Origin of the sequence: Streptococcus mitis (assembly GCF_023109515.1) — a bacterium.
GTDB lineage: Bacteria > Bacillota > Bacilli > Lactobacillales > Streptococcaceae > Streptococcus > Streptococcus mitis_CS.
Genome location: NZ_JALDUM010000001.1, coordinates 897,980 through 923,198, shown reverse-complemented (window position 1 = coordinate 923,198; position 25,219 = coordinate 897,980). Strand labels below are relative to the sequence as shown.

The following is a 25,219-nucleotide window of genomic DNA, read 5'->3' as shown; positions in this document are numbered from 1 at the left end:
AATATTATAGAGGAAATCATGACAAAATTAAGAGAAGATATCCGTAACATTGCGATTATCGCCCACGTTGACCACGGTAAAACAACCCTCGTTGACGAATTATTGAAACAATCAGAAACGCTTGATGCACGTACTGAATTGGCAGAGCGTGCTATGGACTCAAACGATATCGAAAAAGAGCGTGGAATTACCATCCTTGCTAAGAATACAGCTGTTGCTTACAACGGAACTCGTATCAACATCATGGACACACCAGGACACGCGGACTTCGGTGGAGAAGTTGAGCGTATCATGAAAATGGTTGACGGTGTTGTCTTGGTCGTAGATGCCTACGAAGGAACAATGCCACAGACTCGTTTCGTATTGAAAAAAGCCTTGGAACAAGACCTTGTCCCAATCGTGGTTGTTAACAAAATCGATAAGCCATCAGCTCGTCCAGCAGAAGTAGTGGATGAAGTCTTGGAACTTTTCATCGAGCTTGGTGCAGATGACGACCAGCTTGACTTCCCAGTGGTGTATGCTTCAGCGATCAACGGAACTTCTTCATTATCAGATGATCCAGCTGACCAAGAAGCTACTATGGCACCAATCTTTGACACGATTATTGACCATATCCCAGCTCCAGTAGATAACTCAGATGAGCCTTTGCAGTTCCAAGTGTCACTTTTGGACTACAATGACTTCGTTGGTCGTATCGGTATCGGTCGTGTCTTCCGTGGTACTGTTAAGGTTGGGGATCAAGTTACCCTTTCTAAACTTGATGGCACAACTAAAAACTTCCGTGTTACAAAACTCTTTGGTTTCTTTGGTTTGGAACGTCGTGAAATCCAAGAAGCCAAAGCAGGTGATTTGATTGCCGTTTCAGGTATGGAAGATATCTTTGTCGGTGAAACCATTACTCCGACAGATGCAGTAGAAGCTCTTCCAATCCTACACATCGATGAGCCAACTCTTCAAATGACTTTCTTGGTCAACAACTCACCATTTGCTGGTAAAGAAGGTAAATGGGTGACTTCTCGTAAGGTGGAAGAACGTTTGCAGGCAGAATTGCAAACAGATGTTTCTCTTCGTGTTGACCCAACTGATTCACCAGATAAATGGACTGTTTCAGGACGTGGAGAATTGCACTTGTCAATCCTTATCGAGACAATGCGTCGTGAGGGTTATGAGCTTCAAGTATCTCGTCCAGAAGTTATCGTAAAAGAAATCGACGGTGTTAAATGTGAACCATTTGAACGTGTTCAAATCGACACTCCAGAAGAATACCAAGGGTCTGTTATCCAAAGCCTTTCTGAACGTAAGGGTGAAATGTTGGATATGATTTCAACTGGTAATGGTCAAACTCGCTTGGTCTTCCTTGTTCCTGCGCGTGGTTTGATTGGATACTCAACTGAGTTCTTGTCAATGACTCGTGGTTACGGTATCATGAACCATACCTTCGACCAATACTTGCCATTGATTCCAGGTGAAATTGGTGGTCGTCACCGTGGTGCCCTTGTTTCTATCGATGCTGGTAAGGCTACAACTTACTCAATCATGTCTATCGAAGAACGAGGTACGATCTTTGTCAACCCAGGTACTGAGGTTTATGAAGGAATGATCATCGGTGAAAACTCTCGTGAAAATGACTTGACAGTTAACATCACTAAGGCTAAACAAATGACCAACGTTCGTTCAGCTACTAAGGACCAAACAGCTGTTATCAAGACTCCTCGTATCTTGACACTTGAAGAGTCTCTTGAGTTCTTGAACGACGATGAGTACATGGAAGTAACGCCTGAGTCTATCCGTTTGCGTAAACAAATCCTTAACAAGGCAGAGCGTGAGAAAGCTAACAAGAAGAAAAAATCAGCTGAATAAGAGCTAGAAAGAGATAAAGATGGTTTATTTAATCATAGGACTCCTCTTATTACTACTCTATGTATTTGCGACACCACAAAGCATTAAAGGGACAGTCAATATCGTCCTTGTCGTCTTTGCTTTCGTAGCACTTTTGATTTTGCTCATGTTGTCTGTCCTGCATATCTTTCAGCTACCGACAGAATTCTTTATCGCAATCGCCATGCTCTTCTTAGCATACTTTAGCTTGCGAGATATTACCCTCATGTCGGTCCATAAAAGTAAAAGAAGATAAAAAGAGAGTTTCGGCTCTCTTTTTTGCTAGGAATTTTACAGTAGTTCGAATTGCTTTTTAGTTAATATCATCTCTTTTGCTTGGATAATATGAATGGGAAAAACTGAACTTAAATTCTTTCCCGACATCTATTTCTAAGGAAACTTTAAAATTCTATTACTAATGATATCTTAGTAAAATATGTTGATAGATTATATAGAAAGTGATATACTTAAGTTATAAGAAACCGATTTCAAAATAAGAAAGGATTAAATTTGTTGTTTTGTTGCTCAGGGTGTGATGGATTAAACTAGGAGAATAATTCTAAGAATTTATAAAATGTAAAATTTCTTTCTATAGAGTTATTCTCTTATACAAGGAGTCTACTATGAAGAAACTATTCATATTATTATCAACTTTTTTTCTCAGCTTCTTCCTTGCTTGGATTATTGTCTTACGTGCGCCACAATATTTATATGCAAGCTATGATTCCGTCTCCTTACTTCGTGTCAAAAAAGATACTCAGGAACCGACGCGTGAGGTATTTGAAAAGGAATTAGAGAATTTTGTAAACTCAGAACAGAGTTTAATAGCTAGAAGAATCGTAGAGCCGAGTAAGGATGGGACGACTCACTTTACTTATGCAACTTATGGTCAGGGAACTTTACCAAAAGAATTCCAAGAAGCTAGCCAAGAAAGTCGTGAACGTAGTGATCCGCTAAATAGTTATCTCCTTTTGTCAGGCTCCTTGACGAAAGAAAAGCTTGCCGATAAATTAGGAGATTTGGGTTATAAAGCAATTCCTGACCGAAAGACACCGCCCTATTCTCTTGCTTTTAGAATGTTACTAATTCCCCTTATTTTAATTAGTTTAGCAATATTTGGCTTATCTTTCTTTGCTCTAGTGATTATCACTCGGATTAAGGAAATGAGAGCTGCAGGTATAAAACTCTTTTCTGGTCAGACTCTCTTATCCATCATGGGGCATTCTTTATCTACTGATATCAAATGGCTCCTTCTATCAGCCCTCCTTTCCTTCCTAGGTGGGGGAGTCGTTCTTTTTAGTCAAGGTTTGTTTTATCCTATCTTGTTAGCCACCTATGGTTTTGGGATTAGTTTCTATCTTTTGTTTTTATTGGCGATTTCAATTTTACTAATGCTTCTTTATCTAATGAGTTTGAGTTACAAAGCATTAGTTCCCGTTATTAAGGGGAGATTACCCCTTAAACGCTTGATGGCTTTAACCCTATTGTGTCAGTTAGTAGCTGTTTTTACAGTAGGCTATGCTGTTAAGACAGGTTTGACGTCTTACCAACGATTGAAAGAACTTGAAATTTCAAAACAAGCATGGCAGGACAGAGCAGACTATTACCAGATTTCCTTTGGCTTAGGTGATAGAGTAAAAGATACAGAAAATCAGAATAAGTGGTATGCCTTTGCCAAGGAAGCAATCGAAGAAGAACAAGCCCTTTATGTAAAGGATACTCTGTTCCATTTTGCAAATCCTCAAGGAAAAAATGAACAGGGAGAGACACTGGATACCTATAGTCCAGATGCTAATACGCTCTATGTTAGTCCCAGTTATTTGGACAAGGAAAAGGTCGTGGTAGATGCTGAGACCAAACAGAAGTTAGCCCATCTCCAAAAAGGTGAGTTTATCCTCTTGCTCCCAGAACATTTGCGCTCTCGAGAAGCAGAACTTAAGAAAGTTTTTGAAGAAAAATTGAGTTATTATGGAAAATCTGGTGAGGAGGCAAGTGCTCCTTTGGATTATGAGATGAAAGCGCACGTTAGTTATCTTTCAATGGGAGAAAAGCGGTTTGTTTATAATAACGGTGAGAATCCCGTATCCACTCAGTATTTGACTGATCCGATTTTAGTTGTATTTACTCCAACATCTACAGGTGATAGTATCATTTCCAAATCCATTTGGTCTATCAATGCTGGTAATAATATCTTTGTCAAAGGATATGAAGATGGGATTAAACTCTTGAAAAATGCAGGAATTTATGAGCAAGTATCCTATCTTAAAGAAAGAAGAAGTGTTTATCTAACTCGTTATAATGAAGTTCAAACTGAAACAGCAACTTTAATCTTAGGAGCTATTGTTGGGATAGCTAGTTCCTTGTTACTCTTTTATTCTGTCAATCTTCTATATTTCGAGCAATTCCGCCGAGATATCTTGATTAAACGAATTTCAGGTTTACGATTTTTTGAAACACATGCTCAGTATATGGTTAGCCAATTTGCCAGTTTTATATTTGGTGCTAGTCTCTTTATTTTAAGCAGTCGAGACTTGGTGATTGGCTTGCTCACTTTATTAGTCTTTCTAGCTAGTGCAGTTCTGACGCTTTACCGTCAAGCGCAGAAAGAATCTCGTGTTTCTATGACAATTATGAAAGGAAAATAGGATGATTGAACTAAAGAATATATCTAAAAAATTTGGAAGCCGTCAGCTATTTTCAGATACGAATCTTCATTTTGAAGGTGGGAAAATTTATGCCTTAATCGGGACAAGTGGCTGTGGTAAGACAACACTCTTGAATATGATTGGACGATTAGAGCCATATGACAAAGGACAAATCATCTATGATGGCACTTCTCTTAAGGACATTAGGCCTTCTGTTTTCTTTAGAGATTACTTGGGATACTTATTTCAAGATTTTGGCTTAATTGAAAGCCAAACCGTCAAAGAGAATCTCAATCTGGGTTTAGTTGGTAAAAAGTTGAAAGAGAAAGAGAAAATGTCTTTGATGAAACAAGCTCTAAATCGTGTTAACCTCTCTTATTTAGATTTAAAGCAACCTATCTTTGAATTATCAGGAGGAGAAGCACAACGTGTTGCACTAGCGAAGATAATTTTAAAGGATCCCCCTTTGATTCTCGCAGATGAACCAACTGCGTCGCTAGACCCCAAAAACTCTGAGGAATTACTTTCTATCCTAGAATCTTTAAAAAATCCGAATCGGACCATTATTATTGCGACCCACAATCCTCTTATTTGGGAGCAAGTGGACCAAGTTATTCGAGTTACTGATTTATCACATAGATGATATGGCAAGGTTCAGTTAGAAGAAAGAGTCACAAACACACTTTGTGGCTTTTTTATTTCCATAAAAATGGTAAAATAGTAAGAGTAGAAATGGAGTTCGAGACATGAAAGTAATAGATCAGTTTAAAAATAAGAAAGTCCTTGTTTTAGGTTTGGCCAAGTCTGGTGAATCTGCAGCTCGTTTGTTGGATAAACTAGGTGCTATTGTGACAGTAAATGACGGGAAACCATTCGAGGACAATCCAGCTGCGCAAAGTTTGTTGGAAGAAGGGATCAAGGTTATCACAGGTGGTCATCCTTTGGAACTCTTGGATGAAGAGTTTGCCCTCATGGTGAAAAATCCAGGTATACCTTACAGCAATCCCATGATTGAAAAGGCTTTCGCAAAGGGAATTCCAGTCTTGACTGAGGTGGAATTGGCTTACTTGATTTCAGAAGCACCAATTATCGGTATCACAGGTTCAAATGGAAAAACAACCACAACGACGATGGTCGGGGAAGTTTTGACTGCTGCTGGTCAACATGGTCTCTTATCAGGAAATATCGGCTATCCTGCCAGTCAAGTGGCCCAAACTGCGACAGACAAGGACACACTTGTCATGGAACTTTCTTCTTTCCAACTGATGGGTGTGAAAGAATTTCATCCAGAGATTGCGGTTATTACCAATCTCATGCCAACTCATATCGATTATCATGGATCATTTGAGGAATATGTAGCAGCCAAATGGAATATCCAGAACAAGATGACAGCGGCTGATTTCCTTGTCTTGAACTTTAACCAAGACTTGGCAAAAGAATTGGGTACTAAAACACAAGCTACTGTTGTACCATTTTCAACACAGGAAAAGGTTGATGGAGCTTATCTGGAAGATGGTCAACTCTACTTCCGTGGGGAAGTGGTTATGGCAGCGAATGAAATCGGAGTTCCAGGTAGCCACAATGTGGAAAATGCCCTTGCGACTATTGCAGTAGCTAAACTTCGTGGTGTGGATAATCAAAGTATTAAAGAAACTCTTTCAGTCTTCGGTGGTGTCAAACACCGTCTCCAGTTTGTGGATGAAATCAAGGGTATCAAATTCTATAATGATAGTAAGTCAACCAATATCTTGGCTACTCAAAAAGCCTTGTCAGGATTTGACAACAGTAAGGTCATTTTGATTGCAGGTGGTTTGGACCGTGGTAATGAGTTTGACGAATTGGTTCCAGATATTACTGGACTCAAGAAGATGGTCATCCTGGGTCAGTCTGCAGAACGTGTTAAACGGGCAGCAGACAAGGCTGGTGTGGCATATGTGGATGCGACTGATATTGCAGATGCGACCCGCAAAGCCTATGAACTTGCGACTCAAGGAGATGTAGTCCTTCTCAGTCCTGCCAATGCCAGCTGGGATATGTATGCTAACTTTGAAGTACGTGGCGACCTCTTTATCGACACAGTAGCGGAGTTAAAGGAATAATATGAAAAAAATTGTCTTTACAGGTGGAGGGACGGTTGGACACGTTACCCTCAACCTTTTGTTGATGCCCAAGTTCATCGAAGATGGCTGGGAAGTCCACTATATCGGAGATAAACGTGGTATCGAACACCAAGAAATCCTTAAATCAGGTTTGGATGTCACCTTCCATTCCATTGCGACTGGAAAATTGCGTCGTTATTTCTCTTGGCAAAATATGCTAGATGTCTTCAAAGTTGGTTGGGGAATTGTCCAATCTCTCTTTATCATGTTGCGACTTCGTCCACAAGCACTTTTTTCAAAGGGAGGCTTTGTCTCTGTGCCGCCTGTTATCGCAGCACGTGTTTCAGGAGTGCCTGTCTTTATTCATGAATCTGACCTGTCTATGGGCTTGGCCAATAAAATTGCCTATAAATTTGCGACGAAGATGTATTCAACCTTTGAGCAAGCTTCAAGTTTGTCTAAGGTCGAGCATGTGGGAGCAGTGACCAAGGTTTCAGATCAAAAAAATCCAGAACCCGATGAATTGGTAGATATTCAAACCCACTTTAATCCCAAATTGCCAACTGTATTGTTTGTCGGTGGTTCTGCAGGTGCTCGTGTCTTTAACCAATTGGTGACAGACCATAAGAAAGAGCTGACAGAGCGCTACAATATTATCAATCTAACTGGAGATTCTAGCCTGAACGAGTTGAGCCAAAATCTCTTTCGTGTTGACTATGTGACCAATCTCTATCAACCCTTGATGGAATTGGCTGATATTGTTGTGACACGTGGTGGTGCCAATACGATTTTTGAGCTCTTGGCCATGGCAAAATTGCATGTTATTGTGCCGCTTGGTCGTGAAGCTAGTCGTGGTGACCAGATTGAAAATGCAGCTTACTTTGTAAAAAAAGGCTATGCAGAAGAGCTTCAAGAAAGCGATTTGACCTTGGATAGTTTGGAAGAGAAGCTTTCTCACTTACTAAGTCACAAGGAAGACTATCAAGCCAAGATGAAGGCTTCAAAGGAATTGAAATCTCTAGCAGATTTTTATCAACTATTGAAAAAAGATTTATCATAAGGAAAGTAAATGTCAAAAGATAAGAAAAATGAGGGTAAAGAAATCCTCGAAGAATTTAAAGAGTTATCAGAATGGCAGAAACGAAACCAAGAATATCTAAAAAAGAAGGCTGAAGAAGAGGCGGTCCTAGCTGAGGAGAAGGAAAAGGAAAGACAAGCTCGAATGGCTTCGAAATCTGAAAAGTCAGATGCAACTGAGGACCAGGAGAGTGAATCTGATCCAAAAGACCCAAAATCAGCTAAGGAAGATGCTAAAGAAAAAGTAGAAGCGTCAGAAGAAGTCAAAAAAGAAGTACCCAAAGAAGAACCAAAATCCAAAGAGCCAAAGAAACAGAATAAACAGGATAAAAAAATAGAGAAAAAGCCTGTAAAGGAAAAACCGGTCAAACCGAAAATCCCAGGAGTTCATATCTGGCGGGCTATCTCGATTTTGTTTCTCAGTCTGCTTTTATTGGTTGTCTCTGCATACTTGCTCAGCCCTTATGCAACCATGAAGGATATTCGTGTTGAGGGAACAGTGCAAACCACAGATGATGATATTCGACAGGCTTCAGGCATTCAGGATTCGGATTATACGATTAACCTTCTGCTAGACAAGGCAAAATATGAAGAGCAGATCAAGTCTAACTATTGGGTTGAATCAGCTCAGCTTGTTTATCAATTTCCAACCAAGTTCACTATCAAGGTCAAGGAATATGATATTGTAGCCTACTATATTTCTGGTGAAAACCATTATCCTATTCTTTCCAGCGGTCAGCTTGAGACCAGTTCGGTCAGTTTGGTGAGTCTGCCAGAAACTTATATATCAGTTCTCTTTAATGACAGCGAACAAATCAAGACCTTTACGTCAGAGCTTGCTCAAATTAGCCCAGAACTCAAGGCGGCTATCCAAAAGGTGGAATTAGCCCCAAGCAAGGTGACTTCTGATTTAATTCGATTGACTATGAATGATTCGGACGAGGTATTGGTTCCTCTATCTGAAATGAGTAAGAAACTACCTTACTATAGTAAGATTAAGCCACAGTTGTCAGAACCGAGTGTGATTGACATGGAAGCTGGAATTTACAGCTACACTGTGGCGGATAAATTAATTATGGAAGCTGAGGAAAAGGCCAAACAAGAGGCCAAGGAAGCTGAGAAGAAACAGAAAGAGGAAGAGAAGAAAAGGCTAGAAGAACAGCAGAATAAATTGGAAGAAGAGAAGAAAAAATTGGAGGAAGAAAGCAATCGAAACCAAACAAGTCAGCGTTCATCGCGTCGCTAGGTTTAGCTTTTCTCCTATAGCTCTTTAGTGACCAAGTTTTTACTTGACAAGTGTTAGTAGAAATAATAGAATAGTAAAAAACCTTTAAAGCAGTCCAGAGAGGCAGCTAAGGTTAGACGGTGAAAGGGTGGAGACTACCCATTTTTCGTGGAACCTTGCTGTTGGCAGGTTCCTTTTTTCGTGCCTTCTTGTGGCCAGACTCTCTCACTAGCAAAGGTAAAAGGAGAAACCTATGCGAGAACATCGTCCAGTTATTGCTCTTGATTTTCCTAGTTTTGAGGCGGTCAAGGAATTCTTAGCTCTTTTTCCAGCAGAAGAAAACCTTTATCTAAAGGTAGGGATGGAGCTTTATTACGCAACGGGGCCTGAGATTGTGTCTTACTTGAAAGGCCTGGGGCACAGTGTCTTTTTGGATCTCAAGCTGCATGACATTCCTAATACAGTCAAGTCAGCCATGAAGGTCCTGTCTCAGCTTGGTGTAGATATGACAAATGTTCATGCGGCTGGGGGTGTAGAGATGATGAAGGCTGCGCGTGAAGGTCTTGGAAGTCAAGCCAAATTGATCGCTGTCACTCAGCTCACATCAACATCAGAAGCCCAGATGCAGGAGTTTCAAAATATCCAAACCAGCCTGCAGGAGTCTGTCATTCATTATGCTAAGAAGACAGCTGAAGCTGGCTTGGATGGTGTTGTTTGCTCGGCTCAGGAAGTGCAAGTCATCAAGCAGGCTACCAAACCAGATTTTATCTGTCTGACACCAGGCATTCGTCCACAGGGAGCTGCAGTAGGAGATCAAAAACGCGTCATGACGCCAGCAGATGCCTATCAAATAGGCAGTGACTATATCGTAGTGGGACGTCCCATTACCCAAGCTGAGGATCCTGTTGCAGCTTATCATGCAATCAAAGAGGAATGGAACCAAGACTAGAATTAAAGAAATAGATTAGAAAAACAAAAGGAGAAGACCATGACACTTGCTAAAGATATCGCTAGCCACCTCTTGAAAATTCAAGCCGTTTACCTCAAACCAGAGGAGCCTTTCACTTGGGCATCTGGTATCAAATCGCCTATTTATACTGATAACCGTGTGACGCTAGCCTATCCAGAAACTCGTACCCTAATTGAAAATGGCTTTGTGGAAGCTATCAAAGAAGCCTTTCCAGAGGTAGAAGTGATTGCAGGAACTGCAACAGCAGGGATTCCACACGGAGCTATCATTGCTGATAAGATGAACTTGCCATTTGCCTATATCCGTAGTAAACCAAAAGATCACGGAGCTGGTAACCAAATCGAAGGTCGCGTGGCTCAGGGGCAAAAGATGGTAGTGGTTGAAGACCTTATTTCAACAGGTGGTTCTGTTCTTGAAGCCGTAGCCGCAGCTAAGCGAGAAGGAGCAGATGTGCTTGGAGTAGTAGCAATTTTCAGCTACCAATTGCCAAAAGCAGATAAGAACTTCTCAGATGCAGGTGTCAAACTAGTAACGCTTTCTAACTACAGTGAACTCATCCACCTAGCCCAAGAAGAAGGCTATATCACACCAGAAGGGCTCGACCTTCTAAAACGATTTAAAGAAGACCAAGAGAATTGGCAAGAAGGTTAGGTCAGTAAGATAAAGAGAGACGAGTCTGGGACAAAAATCTAACCTTAAATATAAAAAACGAACAAAACGAGTTATCTAACAATCAGAATTCTGTTTTGTTCGTTTTTTTTTTTTATAATCTATCGATTTTTAAAATTTATAATAAAGAATTTCTAAAATTAAAATCTTTTTGTCCCAGACTCTTTTAACCATTTTGTTTAAAATATGACAATATTTTAAACAAAATAATTGACAACGCTTTCTTTTATTGATATAATGAAAATATAATATGTATCAAATTGATCAATCAACTATCTTGTTTATCACTTCTTAGGAGGACGATGTCATGAAAAGAAGAAAAATATATTCCCTTTTTTGCGTAGTTACAATTGCAGCTAGTTTGTTTCTCCCTACAGTCTTAGCTAGACAGATTGGAGGTTATGATTTAACGTTGCCGCGTTTTGGTTCGGATACAACTAGTGCGCTTGAGAAAGAAAACGCCTCTGCTGGAATTAATAATAATGACAGCACTGGTGGCGGTAAAACGTTAAATACCTCTATTCGTAGCGCCTATAGTGGGGCAGATATCACTCCAATGTATCAATTGAGTTCTGGCTCTAGGATTGTCATGTACTATAATGGAGGTGGTGATAATTATATTGGTTCTGATACTAGATTAGCTATGGCGCCACAGTTTGGAAATCATGTAAGAATTCATACTTCAGGTTCTTGGAGTCCAGATTCTTATTAACTTACTTGTCAGAGTAAGCCTTAAAGATGGTTGATTGTGGGTGTAGCATGAAAAAAGAATGCTACACCCTATTCTTATTATAAGGAGGAGTTGGGATGGAATTTTTTATTTGTAATCTTGTACGAGTCGTTAAATCACCTCGGTTTTATATGTCTTTATTTTTGACCCTTCTTTGCATGAGTTTAGGAAATTTCCTTGCTTTCAATGGTATTTATAAAATTGAAGGTTTATCGATTTTTTTTGCCGCTTCTTCTATTAGAGGATTTTCACCGATTAGCCTAGTAGCTGCACTTATCTGTACACTGCCCTATTCTGGTCAGATAATAGAGGATGCTGAGAGTCATTTTCTAACAGCACAATTGTGTCGAATTTCTAAAAAGAAGTATCTGGCTATTGTTGGTAGTACTGTAATTATTTCTTCTTTTCTAGTCTTTTTTCTCCCCTATTTATTATTATTAGGAATTAATCTTTTAGTGACTCCTTATCAGGAAATTTATATTGGAGACTATAGTGGTGCCTTAAAAGAATTATTTGATTCTAATCAGTTTCTCTATAGTCTTGTAACGACTCTCTGGTATGGAGTTTGGGGCGCTGTGTTCTCTATTTTTGGACTAGCTAGTGCTTTGCTAGTGAAGAAAAAATTAGGAGCTATTTTCATCCCAGTTGCCTATATGATGGTTGGGGGTATTTTTTGGGGTATTTTAGAGCTATCTTACTTAGAACCTGTGACAACATTAGCTTTGGGATATCAGAAAGATATCAGTCTTTCCTTAGTTAGTGGGCATCTTGCTTTTATTTTATTTGTTAGTTGTTTGGTTGTTTATGGTACATTTTTTCTACATTCAGAGGACTACATATAATGAAACAATTTGTTCAATTTTACAAAAAAGATTTTTTAGCAGTATTGGTTTATTTTATATTACTGCTATCCTGTATTTTATCTAGTACAGTATATTTACTGCGATGTCGCCAATATTCAATCCATCCAAATGTATTAGAATGGCTCTTAGTCTTACTTCAAGATATTACGACTGGAGTATATTGCTTTCCGTTCACATATATATTATTCTTTTTTCATTTGATGAATAACTATTTTAATAGGTTGGAGTGCCGCATTCGTCTGAAATCAATTAAGCACTTTACCAGTTTTAGTTTCAAATTAGCAGCTCTTAGTACGGGGATTTGGACGGCGACTTTATTTTTATTGATTTTTCTAATTGCATTTAGTAATGGTTTTAGCTTCTCTTTGGAGATAAAGGAGGTTGATTTTTTAAGAGAATTTTATGGTATAAGTATTGCAAACAATGCTAGTTTCTTTATAGGATTTTTTTTCTCTTATATAGCATACTATTTCTTTTTATCCTTACTTACTATTAGCAGTTTTTCTTGGTTTAAAAAATCAAACATGAGCTTAGTATTTCTGTTTACTTTTTTATTTGTAGAATCCTTATTCTGGATTTATCAGTTGAACAATGGGATAATTGGATTATTGCCAATTTTTCAGTATATGGTAAATTCCAATCCGTATGCATTGATTTATTGGCTTACATTACTATCTATCATAATTCCATTGACTGTATTTTCTGTTCATAGAAACTGGAGGAGAGTGTAAAAGTTGGAAATGGGAAAGTTAAGTAGTCACATGTGGAGGTTGAATCAGATAATCTATACCAAGTACTTTTGGGGTTATGTTCTTTTTTGGATATTGATTTGTTTAGGATTATGGTATTGGTTAGAAGGAAATGATAGACTTGTTATAGAAATTTTAAAAGGGCCTAATCTGAGTCAAAACTCTTTTTTAGTCTTATCTATATGGTTGCTTCATTGGTTTATTATTCATGCATTTTTTCTAGCAGTTGTATATCGTAGAAGAGCATCCGATTTCTTTATGGAAGTGATTCGATTTTCTTCTATTAAGCTCTGGATTAGGTATCAGATTTGGACCTGTTTTCTTTATGGACTCGTTTTAATCATGGTAAAAGTTCTAGTGATTCAATTTATGTTACAGTTACCAAACTGGGATATAGGAGTTTTGTTTATAGTTGATTTTTTGAATGTTTGTGTGCTATCCTTGCTTTGCTTTACGTTATACATACTAGGAGCGAATGAGCAAATGAACTTTTCTTGTGTTAGCTTCTTTTTACTCATGATTGTGTTTGGCAGTTTATTTGTGGGGAATCGAACCAATTATCTATTTTATATTCTGAATAGAGGAAATGGAGATATAGGACGAGATCTATTTCTTCAGTTGCTATTTTTAGTCTTTCTTTTTAAAAGCATTTTCTATTTCACTCGTCAAAAGAGGAGGTTTATAGAATGAATGAAATAATTACATTAAAAAATATTCAGTTGGAATTAAAAAAAACATGTGTTTTTCAAAACCTTAATTTTAGTTGTAAACAGGGGGAAATTATAGGAATTACTGGTGCGAATGGCTCAGGGAAAAGTGTATTGTTTAAATTAATAGCTGGTTTATATAGTCCGTCTTATGGAGAAGTGTTAATCAATGGGGAAAATATTGTTCCTGAGAGAAAAATTCCAGCTAATTTGGGAGCTTTGATTGAAGAACCTGGTTTTATAAATTATTATAGTGGCTTTAAGAATTTACAATATTTGGCAAGCATACGAGGAGTAGTTGGTAATCAGGAAATCAATGATACACTGAAAATAGTTGGTCTATATGAGCAAAAAGACCAGAAAGTTAAAACTTATTCGCTAGGTATGAGGAAAAAGCTAGGGATTGCTCAAGCAATTATGGAGAATCCCTCTATTCTTTTACTAGATGAACCTATGAATGCCTTGGATAAATCAAGTGTAGAAAATATGAGAACATTGTTTAGAAAGCTCTCTAGTGAAAAAGGAACAACAATTTTGATTGCTAGTCATAGTGAAGAGGATATTCGTATCTTATGTGATAAAGTATATTCAATAGAAGATAAAGTATGTACACTGTGTTCAGATTGAACATCTTAGATAGACTCAGAATGTTATAGGTAAAATCTTAAAAAGGGATTGGAGCTTAAACTCCAGTCCCTTTTAAGAGTTAATGACTAATCAACTTTTCCGCCCTCAACAACCAGGTCGTCAGCTTTAGCAGCGTCACCGTAGGTTGGGTGGAGTGTTTTTTCATAGACCTTGTGGAAGAAGTTTTCTTTGCCTAATTTTTCAATATCTTTATTGATGAAGTCTAGCAATTCTTGGTTGCCTTTTTGAACTGCTGCCGCAATGGTATCTGGATTACCGAGGGAAGTAATTCCTACTTCAAATCCTTTATTTTCAAGCGCCCAAGCTAGAACTTCAGTATTGTCAGTAGAGAAGGCATCTCCACGTCCGTCAAGAAGAGCTTGGTAAGAGTCACTGTATTGGTCATATTTTTGGAGTTTAATTTCTGGATGATTCTTTTCAAAATAAGTCTCAGCAGTCGTTCCTTTTGTGACAATTAAGGTTTTACCTTCAAGTTGTTTGACGTCTGTAATGAGACCAGTCTTAGGTGATACGACTCCAAGAGAAACTTTCATGTATGGAAGGGCAAAATCAACTTGTTTCTTGCGTTCGTCAGTCACTGTAAAGTTGGCAAGAGTAATATCTACCTTGTTTGAAATCAAGTATTCCGCACGGTTGGCAGCGTCGACTGAAACGTATTTAACCTTGACACCAAGGTCTTGGGCCAGTTGGTTCCCAAGTTCAATATCGTAACCTTGGTAAGAACCGTCATTGTCAACGTAACCAAACGGTTTTTTATCTCCAAACACGGCGACTCGTAGCTCACCGCTTTTTTTGATTTCATCGATTGTGCGAGCCTTGGCAGTGGTTTTGCCAGAGGATGAACCAGCGTTTCCACCTGAGCTACAAGCAGTGACAAAGATAAGGGCAAAGGCAAGTGCCAAAACAGTTAAGAGTGGTTTGAATAGTTTCATAAGAATCTCCTTTATAGATATGAGCCAAATTGGCTAAAGTCAAAGACGTTTAAAAATTCCTGAGCTCGTTTGGTTTGAGGATTGGTAAAGAAGGCTTGAGCCGTTCCTTCTTCAGCAATTTTCCCTTGGTCGAGGAAGATAATCCGATCGGCAATAGCTTGGGCAAACTGCATTTCATGGGTTACTAAAATCATGGTGCGACCTTCTTGAGCTAAATCATTGATAAGTTCTAGAACCTCACGCACCATTTCTGGATCCAGCGAAGCAGTCACTTCGTCAAAAAGGATGATTTCTGGATGCATGAGGAGGGCACGGACAATTGCAACCCGTTGCTTCTGTCCACCAGATAATTGACGCGCAAAGCTATGTTGTTTGTCTAGCAAACCGACACGTTCCAGTAGTTGCAGAGCTTCTTCCGTTACTTCCTTCTTGTCCCTTCCTTGAGCCTTGATAGGACCTAGGATGAGGTTTTGTAGGACATCCAGATGGGGAAAGAGTTCATAACTTTGAAAGACCATGCCAATCTTTTGGCGAACTAGGTGAAAGTCTTTTTTATTTTCAACGATAGACTGACCGTCCAGAAGAATATCTCCACCTTGAATACTTTCTAAGCCGTTGAGACAACGAAGGAGGGTACTTTTCCCACAACCAGAGGGTCCTAGAATGACGACAACTTCCCCTTTATTGATTTGTAGGGATAGACCTTGGAGGATGGGATTGTCTCCGAAGGATTTTTTGAGTTCCTTGATTTCTAAGATAGTTTCAGACATTTAGTTCCTCCAATGTTTTTCTAAGTGAGTGGATAGTTTGGAAATAGGGAAGCAGACTGCGAAATACAAGACTAGAATGGTTCCATAAATCCAAAAGGAAGCGGTTGGGATAGTCAAGCGATTGCTATCGATGATTTGCTGTCCAACCTTGGTCACTTCAACTACCCCAATCAAGACAACCAAGGAAGTGGTTTTGATCATCCGAGTGACAAGGTTGATGGCTTGTGGTAGCAATCTTCTCAAGACCTGTGGGATGATGATGTGGTAGTAAAGTTGAACATTTGTCAAACCTAGTGCCTGTCCACTTTCAAACTGATGCTTAGGGAGGGAAGTGATGGCTCCACGGACCAAGTCCCCCATTTCAGCTGTTCCCCAGAGGGTAAAAACGATAATAGCTGAAGTCTCTCCTGAGATATTGATATTAAAGTTTCGAGCTAATCCGAAATAAACGATGAAGAGTAGCACCAGTTGGGGCATGATACGAATAAATTCCAGATACAATCGTGTTAAAAATCGTACGATTCTAGAATGGGAGGTCATGACAATTCCCATGACTGTTCCGAAAATCATGGATAAGAGGACAGACAGGATAGAAATGCCAATCGTGACGCCCAATCCCTGTAAAATCCGCAGGAGATTATTTCCCTGAAAGAGTACTTGGATTCCCGAATCCTGCATGGCGGAGCCTCCTTTCTATCCAGCTAAAGACCAGTGATATGGGCAGCAGCATAATCAGGTAAGCAATTACCAACATAGCTAGCGCAATGTCTGTCTCATAATAGAGCCCAATCAAGTCCTTGGCGACGTACATGAGGTCTGCTAAAGCTACTGCTGAGAAAACGGAGGTTTCCTTGATGAGGAAAATGACATTGGCGCTAAAAGATGGTAGGGCCACCGCTGTTGCTTGCGGAAGAACCACATAGCGAAAGACCTGTACAGGTGTCAGACCGATGGCTAATCCAATCTCATGCTGGGTTTGACTGATGGCTTCCAACCCACTTCGGAAAGATTCTGCCATATAGGAGCCTCCTAAAAAGACTAATCCCAGAGTAGCACAGACTTCCGAAGATAGGACAATCCCTATTCGGGGAAGACCGAAGTAGAGAAAGAAGAGTTGAATCAAAAGGGGTGTATTACGTGACAATTCAATGTAGGCTGTCGCTATTTGCGCCAAAAAAGGGATGCGGTAATGCCGGATGATACTAACGATTAAACCGAGCAGAAAGGATCCCAGAATTCCCCAAACTGCAATATGCAAGGTTAGGAGAAAAGCCTTTTGATATAGTGGTAGATATTGTTCAACAATGGACCAATCCAAAAATAGAACCTCCCATCTAGAAATAATACAGTTATTGTAGCACTTAAAATCTCCTTTGGATAATATCTATTTTTTATTGCCGTGATAAGGATTTTTTATCATAGATATAAAATTTCTGAAATTTCCAAACAAAATATTTGAAAAGTTTTGAAAAAAGAGTTAAGATATTTTTGTAATATACAAAGTAAACGCTTACTTATTAAGGAGGGCATTTTATGTCATACAAAACAAGCAATGCAGAAGGTCATGTAGACTTCATCAATACCTATGATTTGGAGCCAATGGCACAACAAGTTATTCCTAAAGCAGCATTTGGCTATATCGCTAGTGGGGCGGAGGATACTTTCACTTTACGTGAGAATATTCGTGCCTTTAACCACAAACTCATCGTTCCTCATACACTCTGCAATGTAGAAAATCCAAGTACAGAGATTGAATTTGCAGGCGAAAAATTGTCTTCACCAATCATTATGGCACCTGTTGCAGCTCATAAATTGGCAAATGAACAGGGTGAAGTGGCGACTGCGCGTGGTGTGCATGAGTTTGGTTCTCTTTACACAACTAGCTCTTACTCTACTGTCGATCTTCCAGAAATTACGGAAGCCCTTCAAGGGACACCTCATTGGTTCCAATTTTACTTTAGTAAGGATGACGGTATCAACCGCCATATCATGGACCGTGTGAAGGCTGAAGGTTATAAAGCGATTGTCTTGACAGCAGATGCGACTGTAGGGGGCAATCGTGAGGTTGATAAGCGTAATGGATTTGTCTTCCCAGTTGGCATGCCGATTGTTGAAGAATACCTGCCAGAAGGTGCTGGAAAATCAATGGACTTTGTTTACAAATCAGCTAAACAACGCTTGTCTCCACGTGATGTAGAATTCATCGCTGAATACTCAGGACTTCCTGTTTATGTCAAGGGACCACAATGCCGTGAGGACGTTGAACGTTCGCTTGCTGCAGGTGCCTCTGGTATCTGGGTAACCAACCACGGTGGCCGTCAAATCGACGGTGGGCCAGCTGCCTTTGACTCACTTCAAGAAGTAGCAGAAGCAGTTGACAAACGCGTACCAATCGTCTTTGACTCAGGTATTCGTCGTGGTCAACACGTCTTTAAAGCTTTGGCTTCAGGAGCAGACTTGGTAGCTATTGGCCGCCCTGTTATCTATGGCTTGGCCCTTGGTGGTAGTGTCGGTGTACGCCAAGTCTTTGAACACTTGAATGCAGAATTGAAGACAGTTATGCAGTTATCTGGAACTCAGACCATTGAAGATGTCAAACACTTCAAACTCCGTCACAACCCATACAACCCAACCTTCCCAGTTGACCCACGCGACTTAAAATTGTATTGATAAAAAGATTGCCTCCACTGAATGTGGAGGTTTTTGTTTGTATTTTGAACGTTTTGTTTTAATAAAGGGAAATCGTATCAAAATCTATATAAATATATTTTTCAGTCAAATATCTTGCTAGGGCTTTCATTTTTTGCTATACTGGTGCAGTAATTAAATAATAAAGACATTTGGGGTGCTTTAAGCTGAGATGATACCCATTGAACCTGATACAGTTAAGACTGGCGAAGGGAAATGTGAACAGTTTTTTCTTGAGAAAGAAAAAACCATCTAATTTTGTAAGCAAAACTCTAATTTTTGATTGTAATTGGAGTTTTTTGTTTATATAAGCTGGATGAAGGTGATACAAAGCATTTAGGTAGCTCTTCTTGGACGCCCTTGATTTTCTTTAAAAAGGTCAAGTAAAACTAGGATTTTCTTGATGTTTTGTTGATTACGAACGAGTAAAGAGAGGAAAAGTAAATATGGAAACACAAGACTATGCATTTGAGCCAGGTTTGACTGTTGGAGAATTATTAAAAAATAGTCAGCAGGATTGGCAAGTTGCAATCAATCATCGTTTTGTTAAGGAACTTTTTGCGGGGACAATTGAGAATAAGGTCTTAAAAGACTACCTGATTCAAGATTATCACTTCTTTGATGCCTTCTTATCCATGCTGGGTGCTTGCGTAGCCCACGCAGACCAGCTTGAATCCAAGCTTCGTTTTGCCAAGCAATTAGGCTTTCTTGAAGCAGATGAAGACGGTTATTTCCAAAAGGCTTTCAAAGAGTTAAAAGTATCTGAGAATGACTATCTGGAAGTGAACTTGCATCCTGTAACAAAAGCCTTTCAGGATTTAATGTATTCTGCTGTTTCATCATCAGACTATGCCCATCTTTTGGTCATGTTGGTCATTGCAGAAGGTCTCTATTTAGACTGGGGTTCTAAAGATTTAGCTCTACCAGAAGCCTATATTCATTCGGAATGGATCAATCTCCACAGAGGTCCTTTCTTTGCAGAGTGGGTTCAATTTCTGGTTGACGAACTTAATCGTGTCGGAAAAGGTCGAGAAGATTTGACAGAACTTCAGCAACGCTGGAATCAAGCGGTCGCTTTAGAATTAGCCTTTTTTGATATTGGTTATGACGCTTAGAGAAGGTTCAGGATATTGACAAATTTGATGAGGTAATTCTCTTCGAAAATCAAATTCAAACCACGTCAGCTTCACCTTAGATTATATATGTGACTGACTTCGTCAGTCTTATCTACAACCTCAAAGCAGTGCTTTGAGCAGCCTGCGGCTAGCTTCCTAGTTTGCTCTTTGATTTTCATTGAGCATAAATCATTCAATGTAAAAAAATTTCTTAACGAAAGATAGAGATAAATCGAAATCAGTAGATCGTATAAAGTGAAAAGGAAGGATTTCAATATGACAAGTTTAAAATTATTAAAAGAAAAAGCACCTTTGGTCATTTGCATAACCAATGATGTAGTAAAAAATTTCACAGCAAATGGATTAGTAGCACTGGGTGCATCACCAGCCATGAGTGAGTTTCCAGCAGATTTAGAGGATTTGTTAAAGTATGCTGGTGGTTTATTAATAAACATAGGAACATTAACAGATGAAAATTGGAAATTATACCAAGCTGCTCTGAAAATTGCAGAGAAATATAATGTCCCAGCAGTTTTAGATCCTGTAGCCTGTGGAGCAGGAGAATATAGAAAAAAAGTAGCAGATGATCTAATCAACAATTATAAACTAGCAGCGATTAGGGGAAATGCTGGCGAGATTGCCTCTTTAGTAGGGATAAATGTGGCGTCTAAAGGAGTAGATAGTGCGGGAGTAGATAATATTGATGAAATTGCTCTAGCAGCAAATAAGAAGTTCAATATTCCTATAATAGTAACAGGTGAAGTGGATGCTATTGCGGTAAATGGAGAAGTGGTAACGATTCATAATGGTAGTTCCATGATGCCAAAAGTTATTGGGACAGGATGCTTATTAGGGGCAGTGGTAGCAAGCTTTATCGGACTTGAAAAAGGTCAAGAATTGAAATCATTAGAAACAGCAATGTTGGTTTACAATATCGCTGGAGAAATGGCAGAAAAACGTCCAAATGGAGATCTTCCTGGAACATTTAAAGTTGAATTTATAAATGCCTTATACGAGATTACAGATGAAGATGTAAAGAAATTCAAAAGAGTGAAGTAAGATGTTTCAAAAAGAATTACTAAAACTATATTTTATTTGTGGAACGACTACTTGCCAGGGAAAAGATCTATATAGAGTCGTTGAGGAAGCCTTAAAAGGTGGTATAACCTTATTTCAATTCCGTGAAAAAGGTGAGGGGGCCCTGGAAGGTAAAGAAAAAGTCGAATTAGCAATTAAACTACAGGATCTTTGTAAAAAATACAATGTTCCGTTTGTTGTTAATGATGATATTGATTTGGCGATGGAAATTGACGCTGATGGCGTACATGTAGGACAAGATGACCTTGGAGTTGATGAAATTAGAAAATTGATGCCAGATAAAATAATTGGTCTTTCTATAAAAAACGAGGAAGAATTTCAACAATCAAAAGTTGAATATGTAGATTATGTCGGTGTTGGTCCTGTATTTGATACCCAGTCAAAGGATGATGCTGGTGGTGCTATAGGTTATGAAGGTCTTAAATTGATGCGGACACTATTGCCACAAATGCCCTTAGTTGCAATTGGTGGGATACAGACGGAACATATTAAAGACATTATGAAGACCAATGTTGACGGTGTTTCAATCATTTCAGCAATATCGTATGCAAAAAATATAGAAAAAACTGTTCGGGAAATGAGTGAACAATAGCTATCAATTTTTCCTTGGATTCTGAGGGAGTAGGATTTTCTTTTTTCTAAAAAACTATGTCCAGATTCAGCTCAAATGGCTAATCTATCAAACAAGACATTTGGTTTTTGCAAAAGAAAGATCTGCTGTCTTTGTGAGTGCAAGTCTGTATTTCCAGTTCAATTTCTTGAACTGAAAAAAATCGTTTGTTATAATAGTTATATAATAAAATAATAAAGACATTTGGGGTGCTTTAGGCTGAGATGATACCCATTGAACCTGATACAGTTAAGACTGTCGAAGGGAAATGTGAAACGTTTTTTTCGTATGTCGAAAAGAACTGTCTAATCTTGTAAGCTAAACTCTAATTCTTGATTGTAATTGGAGTTTTTTTGTTTATCAAAAGAGGATAGGCTGGACGTTAAGCCTTTCGGTAGCTCACCTTGAATACCCCACTTTTCTTTAAAAAAGGAGTTTTTTATGTTGAAAAAATGGCAGTTAAAAGATGTTATTTTACTTGCTTTCTTGTCTATCTTTTTTGGTGGCGTTTTTGTAGGATCCGGCTATCTGTTTGATGTCCTCACTCTGATTTTAGCCCCTCTTGGCTTGCAGGCCTTTGCCAATGAAATCCTCTTTGGTCTCTGGTGTATGGCTGCGCCCATTGCGGCCATCTTTGTTCCAAGAGTGGGAAGCGCAACGATTGGAGAAGTGCTAGCTGCGCTTGCTGAAGTCCTTTATGGTAGCCAATTCGGTCTAGGTGCCCTTTTGTCTGGCTTGGTTCAAGGTTTGGGAAGTGAACTTGGTTTTATCGTAACCAAGAATCGCTATGAAAGTTGGCTCTCTCTAACTGCTAATAGTATTGGGATTACGCTTGTTAGCTTTGTCTATGAATACATTAAGTTAGGTTACTATGCCTTCTCCCTTCCTTTTGTCCTTTCCTTGCTAGTGGTACGTTTTATTTCCGTCTTTTTCTTCTGTACCATCTTGGTTCGTGCCATTGTCAAACTCTATCATCAGTTTGCAACTGGAGGAAAAGCATAGATGGGGCTGGAATTACGGGAGATTCAGTCCCCAATCTTCTCGGAGCCACTTGATTTTACCTTTCATGGGCAAGCCTTTACCTTGTTAGTTGGGAGCAGTGGTTCAGGAAAATCAAGTCTCTTTCAAATAATAGCCCAAGTCAGTTCTCTTCCCTATAGCGGTCAAGTCCTGATAAATGGGAGCGAGGTCGGTCAGCTTTCTATCATCGAACGTGTCCAGACGGTTGGTATTCTCTTTCAAAATCCCAATCATCAATTTACCATGGAGAACTTGTTTGAGGAGCTGATTTTTACCCTGGAGAATATCGGCCATCCTGTTCAGGAAATTGATTCTAAAATAGCAGAGGTTGTCCAGCAATGTCGCTGCAAGGCGATTTTGCACCGTCCAATTCATCACTTATCAGGTGGGGAAAAGCAAAAGGCTGCTTTGGCTGTTCTCTTTGCTATGAATCCTAGGGTCTATCTCTTGGATGAGCCCTTCGCTTCCATTGATCGTAAGAGTAGGATAGAGATATTGGAGATTCTAAAAGAGTTGGTCTCTGATGGGAAGATAGTTATTTTGTGCGACCATGATTTAACGGACTATGAAGCCTATATCGACCATATGGTAGAGCTAAGAGATGGACAACTAAGGGAAGTGTTTCAAATCCCTACCTCTGAGATGACACAGGCTGTTTCAAAGGAAGTTGCTTCTAGCCCAGAACTATTCCATATGGACCGAACGACTTGTGAGCTGGATAAGCGTCCCCTCTTTTCGATTGTGAATTTTACATTCTACCAAGGAATTTCCTGTATCTTGGGTGATAATGGTGTCGGGAAATCAACCCTCTTTCGGTCTATTCTTCAATTTCAAAAGTATAAGGGGCGCATTACTTGGAAGAGTTCGGTCTTGAAAAAGAAAAAGAGTTTGTATCGTGACCTGACGGGTGTTGTTCAGGAAGCTGAGAAGCAGTTTATCCGAGTCAGTCTGCGAGAGGAACTTCAATTAGATGGACCTGATTCTGAAAGAAATCAACGAATTTTCCAAGCTTTACGATATTTTGATCTGGAGCAGGCACTCGATAAGAGCCCCTATCAATTAAGTGGTGGCCAGCAAAAGATTCTACAGCTCTTGACCATCTTGACTAGCAAGGCGTCTGTGATTTTACTAGATGAACCTTTTGCTGGTTTGGATGATAGAGCCTGCCATTATTTTTGTCAGTGGATTGTGGAGGAGAGAAATCAAGGAAGAAGTTTTCTGATCATTAGCCATCGTTTGGATCCCTTGATTTCTGTGGTTGATTATTGGATTGAGATGACTAGTCAGGGTCTCAGTCATGTGAAAGAAGTGACAATTACCAAACCACTCACATCTCAGAGTAGCAATACCCAAAAGGAGGTGAGATAGTATGGTCAAAGTAGCAACCCAGACACCGATTATCAGTCTCTTTTTGCTGATTTTATCCTTGGAAACATCTTTCATTCCTTCGATTGCTCTGAATCTTTCGGTAGTCGCATTTTGTATTCTCTTTATGCTCTATTACCGTCGATTTAAAGTATTGGCTTGGATGCTTCTGCTTGCCATTTTGCCATCTTTGGCCAACTATTGGGCAGTTCAGTTACATGGGGATGCTTCGCAGGCAGTCATGCTTGGAACGAGGGCTTTTGTGACAGTTTGTATCGGCCTTGTCTTTGTTTCCTCTATTTCCCTAAAAGAGCTTCTCTTGTACTTGGCCCAAAAGGGGTTATCACGCTCTTGGGCCTATGCCTTGATTGTGGTATTCAATTCCTTTCCCCTTATTCAGCAAGAAATTAAGTCTCTCAAGGAAGCTTGCTTATTACGTGATCAAGAACTGCATGTTTGGTCGCCCTTGATTTACAGCAAGGTTCTGATGACGGTCTTTAGATGGCGCCATCTTTACCTGAGAGCCCTGTCGGCGCATGGATATGACGAACATGCACAGGTGGAGAATAGCTATCGGACCTTTTATATTCCTAAAAAAACAAAATTAATCTACCTGCTGTTCTTTTTATTACTTCAAAGCAGTCTATTTTTATAAAGGAGTTATTATGGAATTTACAGATATTGCGATGGAATTATCCAAGGAAGCTTGGCAGGCCTCCTTTCATCATCCCTTTGTATTACAGTTACAAGAGGGAAATTTAGACCTGTCCATCTTTCGCTATTACTTGATTCAGGATGCCTACTATTTGAAGGCCTTCTCAGAAGCCTATCACCTCTTGGCTGATAAGACTTCAAACCAAGAGATGAAAAGACTCTTGAAACAAAATGCTCAGAGTCTAGTGGAAGGTGAGTTATTTATCCGCCAACAATTTTTCAAGGAATTGGAAATCAGCGATCAGGAAATGGAGCAACATCCAATCGCTCCAACTTGTTATCATTACATTTCGCACATTTATCGTCAATTTGCAGAGCCCAACCTAGCCATCGCTTTTGCAAGCTTGCTGCCTTGTCCTTGGCTATATCATGATATAGGCAAATCACTTAATCTTAAACCATCACCAAATCCTCTCTACCAACAATGGATTGAAACTTATATTACGGATGAGTTGGAGCAGCAGATTCGAGAGGAAGAAGCTTTGGTAAATCAGCTCTATCGAGAAAGTGACGAGACGGACAAACAAAAAATGCTAGAGGCCTTCCACAGAAGTGTCCACATGGAAGCCAAGTTTTGGGAAATGGCCTACCAACACCAGACATGGAAGAGTGATTTACACTCTTTAGAAAAAGGAGAAGAATAGAAA

The 25,219-nt window shown here is 39.3% G+C and carries 26 protein-coding genes and 2 riboswitches; of the genes, 22 read left to right on the top strand and 4 right to left on the bottom strand.

The genetic code is table 11. The features are described from left to right. The first annotated feature begins 18 nt into the window (after positions 1-18). The 14 genes from typA to M1G05_RS04535 all read left to right on the top strand — a co-directional run bounded on the left by typA (position 19) and on the right by M1G05_RS04535 (position 14,239). On the top strand, positions 19-1,860 hold the full coding sequence (typA, locus tag M1G05_RS04600; protein WP_000164111.1) for a translational GTPase TypA: 1,842 nt from the start codon (positions 19-21) through the stop codon (positions 1,858-1,860). Positions 1,861-1,879: 19 nt separating this feature from the next. After that, a complete protein-coding gene (locus M1G05_RS04595) occupies positions 1,880-2,134 on the top strand; it encodes a DUF3165 family protein (protein ID WP_247953202.1) in 255 nt (84 codons plus the stop codon). A 367-nt stretch (positions 2,135-2,501) separates the two neighbouring features. Then, positions 2,502-4,523: a bacteriocin-associated integral membrane family protein gene (locus M1G05_RS04590; protein WP_247953201.1), complete on the top strand. Its 2,022-nt coding sequence runs from the start codon at positions 2,502-2,504 to the stop codon at positions 4,521-4,523. 1 nt (position 4,524) lies between these two features. Next, positions 4,525-5,166: an ABC transporter ATP-binding protein gene (locus M1G05_RS04585; RefSeq protein ID WP_247953200.1), complete on the top strand. Its 642-nt coding sequence runs from the start codon at positions 4,525-4,527 to the stop codon at positions 5,164-5,166. Positions 5,167-5,269: 103 nt separating this feature from the next. Then, positions 5,270-6,622 carry a UDP-N-acetylmuramoyl-L-alanine--D-glutamate ligase gene (murD, locus tag M1G05_RS04580; RefSeq protein ID WP_247953199.1) on the top strand — a complete coding sequence of 451 codons (1,353 nt, stop codon included), beginning with the start codon at positions 5,270-5,272 and terminating at the stop codon, positions 6,620-6,622. A gap of 1 nt (position 6,623) precedes the next feature. Then, entirely contained in the window at positions 6,624-7,682 is a 1,059-nt protein-coding gene (locus tag M1G05_RS04575) for a UDP-N-acetylglucosamine--N-acetylmuramyl-(pentapeptide) pyrophosphoryl-undecaprenol N-acetylglucosamine transferase (protein ID WP_060627867.1), read from the top strand. Between the two features lie 9 nt (positions 7,683-7,691). Then, the gene (locus M1G05_RS04570) at positions 7,692-8,945 is read left to right on the top strand and encodes a cell division protein FtsQ/DivIB (RefSeq protein WP_247953198.1); all 1,254 of its coding nucleotides are present in this window, start codon (positions 7,692-7,694) and stop codon (positions 8,943-8,945) included. Between the two features lie 232 nt (positions 8,946-9,177). Beyond that, positions 9,178-9,873, top strand: coding sequence for an orotidine-5'-phosphate decarboxylase (pyrF, locus tag M1G05_RS04565; protein ID WP_247953197.1), 696 nt, complete (start codon positions 9,178-9,180; stop codon positions 9,871-9,873). A gap of 39 nt (positions 9,874-9,912) precedes the next feature. Further along, the gene (pyrE, locus tag M1G05_RS04560; protein ID WP_247953196.1) at positions 9,913-10,545 is read left to right on the top strand and encodes an orotate phosphoribosyltransferase; all 633 of its coding nucleotides are present in this window, start codon (positions 9,913-9,915) and stop codon (positions 10,543-10,545) included. 325 nt (positions 10,546-10,870) lie between these two features. Next, positions 10,871-11,275, top strand: a complete 405-nt coding sequence (locus tag M1G05_RS04555; RefSeq protein ID WP_000829084.1) for a hypothetical protein — start codon at positions 10,871-10,873, stop codon at positions 11,273-11,275. A 95-nt stretch (positions 11,276-11,370) separates the two neighbouring features. Then, positions 11,371-12,135 carry a hypothetical protein gene (locus M1G05_RS04550; protein WP_247953195.1) on the top strand — a complete coding sequence of 255 codons (765 nt, stop codon included), beginning with the start codon at positions 11,371-11,373 and terminating at the stop codon, positions 12,133-12,135. After that, on the top strand, positions 12,135-12,887 hold the full coding sequence (locus tag M1G05_RS04545; protein ID WP_000808907.1) for a hypothetical protein: 753 nt from the start codon (positions 12,135-12,137) through the stop codon (positions 12,885-12,887). Before M1G05_RS04550 ends, M1G05_RS04545 begins: the two co-directional genes overlap by 1 nt. Before the next feature lie 9 nt (positions 12,888-12,896). Next, positions 12,897-13,595: a hypothetical protein gene (locus M1G05_RS04540; protein WP_185776732.1), complete on the top strand. Its 699-nt coding sequence runs from the start codon at positions 12,897-12,899 to the stop codon at positions 13,593-13,595. Next, on the top strand, positions 13,592-14,239 hold the full coding sequence (locus M1G05_RS04535) for an ABC transporter ATP-binding protein (protein WP_001002574.1): 648 nt from the start codon (positions 13,592-13,594) through the stop codon (positions 14,237-14,239). Before M1G05_RS04540 ends, M1G05_RS04535 begins: the two co-directional genes overlap by 4 nt. 86 nt (positions 14,240-14,325) lie before the next feature. Here the strand turns inward: M1G05_RS04535 and M1G05_RS04530 are convergent, their stop codons facing one another. Genes M1G05_RS04530 through M1G05_RS04515 form a run of 4 tightly spaced genes read right to left on the bottom strand, consistent with a single transcriptional unit; the run spans position 14,326 to position 17,280 of the window. Next, positions 14,326-15,192 (bottom strand): cysteine ABC transporter substrate-binding protein, encoded by an 867-nt coding sequence (locus M1G05_RS04530; protein ID WP_125417003.1) that lies wholly within the window; start codon positions 15,190-15,192, stop codon positions 14,326-14,328. Positions 15,193-15,203: 11 nt separating this feature from the next. Then, positions 15,204-15,962 carry an amino acid ABC transporter ATP-binding protein gene (locus M1G05_RS04525; protein ID WP_060627880.1) on the bottom strand — a complete coding sequence of 253 codons (759 nt, stop codon included), beginning with the start codon at positions 15,960-15,962 and terminating at the stop codon, positions 15,204-15,206. Continuing rightward, positions 15,963-16,640 (bottom strand): amino acid ABC transporter permease, encoded by a 678-nt coding sequence (locus tag M1G05_RS04520; protein ID WP_247953194.1) that lies wholly within the window; start codon positions 16,638-16,640, stop codon positions 15,963-15,965. After that, the gene (locus M1G05_RS04515) at positions 16,600-17,280 is read right to left on the bottom strand and encodes an amino acid ABC transporter permease (protein WP_060627884.1); all 681 of its coding nucleotides are present in this window, start codon (positions 17,278-17,280) and stop codon (positions 16,600-16,602) included. Before M1G05_RS04515 ends, M1G05_RS04520 begins: the two co-directional genes overlap by 41 nt. 215 nt (positions 17,281-17,495) lie before the next feature. Between M1G05_RS04515 and lctO the strand changes: the two genes are divergently transcribed. The 8 genes from lctO (at position 17,496) to tenA (ending at position 25,216) form a co-directional block, all read left to right on the top strand. Further along, complete coding sequence (lctO, locus tag M1G05_RS04510; protein ID WP_000120723.1) at positions 17,496-18,632, top strand: L-lactate oxidase; 1,137 nt, start codon at positions 17,496-17,498, stop codon at positions 18,630-18,632. Between the two features lie 161 nt (positions 18,633-18,793). Further along, positions 18,794-18,882, top strand: a riboswitch (TPP riboswitch). Positions 18,883-19,096: 214 nt separating this feature from the next. Further along, positions 19,097-19,765 (top strand): TenA family protein, encoded by a 669-nt coding sequence (locus M1G05_RS04505; RefSeq protein ID WP_060627886.1) that lies wholly within the window; start codon positions 19,097-19,099, stop codon positions 19,763-19,765. A 276-nt stretch (positions 19,766-20,041) separates the two neighbouring features. Continuing rightward, positions 20,042-20,824 carry a hydroxyethylthiazole kinase gene (thiM, locus tag M1G05_RS04500; protein WP_247953193.1) on the top strand — a complete coding sequence of 261 codons (783 nt, stop codon included), beginning with the start codon at positions 20,042-20,044 and terminating at the stop codon, positions 20,822-20,824. A gap of 1 nt (position 20,825) precedes the next feature. Further along, positions 20,826-21,455 carry a thiamine phosphate synthase gene (gene thiE, locus M1G05_RS04495; protein WP_247953192.1) on the top strand — a complete coding sequence of 210 codons (630 nt, stop codon included), beginning with the start codon at positions 20,826-20,828 and terminating at the stop codon, positions 21,453-21,455. A 213-nt stretch (positions 21,456-21,668) separates the two neighbouring features. Next, positions 21,669-21,757, top strand: a riboswitch (TPP riboswitch). A gap of 157 nt (positions 21,758-21,914) precedes the next feature. Then, positions 21,915-22,475, top strand: a complete 561-nt coding sequence (locus M1G05_RS04490; protein ID WP_179211375.1) for an ECF transporter S component — start codon at positions 21,915-21,917, stop codon at positions 22,473-22,475. After that, positions 22,476-23,861: an ATP-binding cassette domain-containing protein gene (locus M1G05_RS04485; RefSeq protein ID WP_247953191.1), complete on the top strand. Its 1,386-nt coding sequence runs from the start codon at positions 22,476-22,478 to the stop codon at positions 23,859-23,861. Between the two features lies 1 nt (position 23,862). Further along, the gene (locus M1G05_RS04480; protein WP_247932675.1) at positions 23,863-24,513 is read left to right on the top strand and encodes an energy-coupling factor transporter transmembrane component T; all 651 of its coding nucleotides are present in this window, start codon (positions 23,863-23,865) and stop codon (positions 24,511-24,513) included. Positions 24,514-24,523: 10 nt separating this feature from the next. Beyond that, positions 24,524-25,216 (top strand): thiaminase II, encoded by a 693-nt coding sequence (gene tenA, locus M1G05_RS04475; protein WP_247953190.1) that lies wholly within the window; start codon positions 24,524-24,526, stop codon positions 25,214-25,216. Positions 25,217-25,219: the final 3 nt, after the last annotated feature.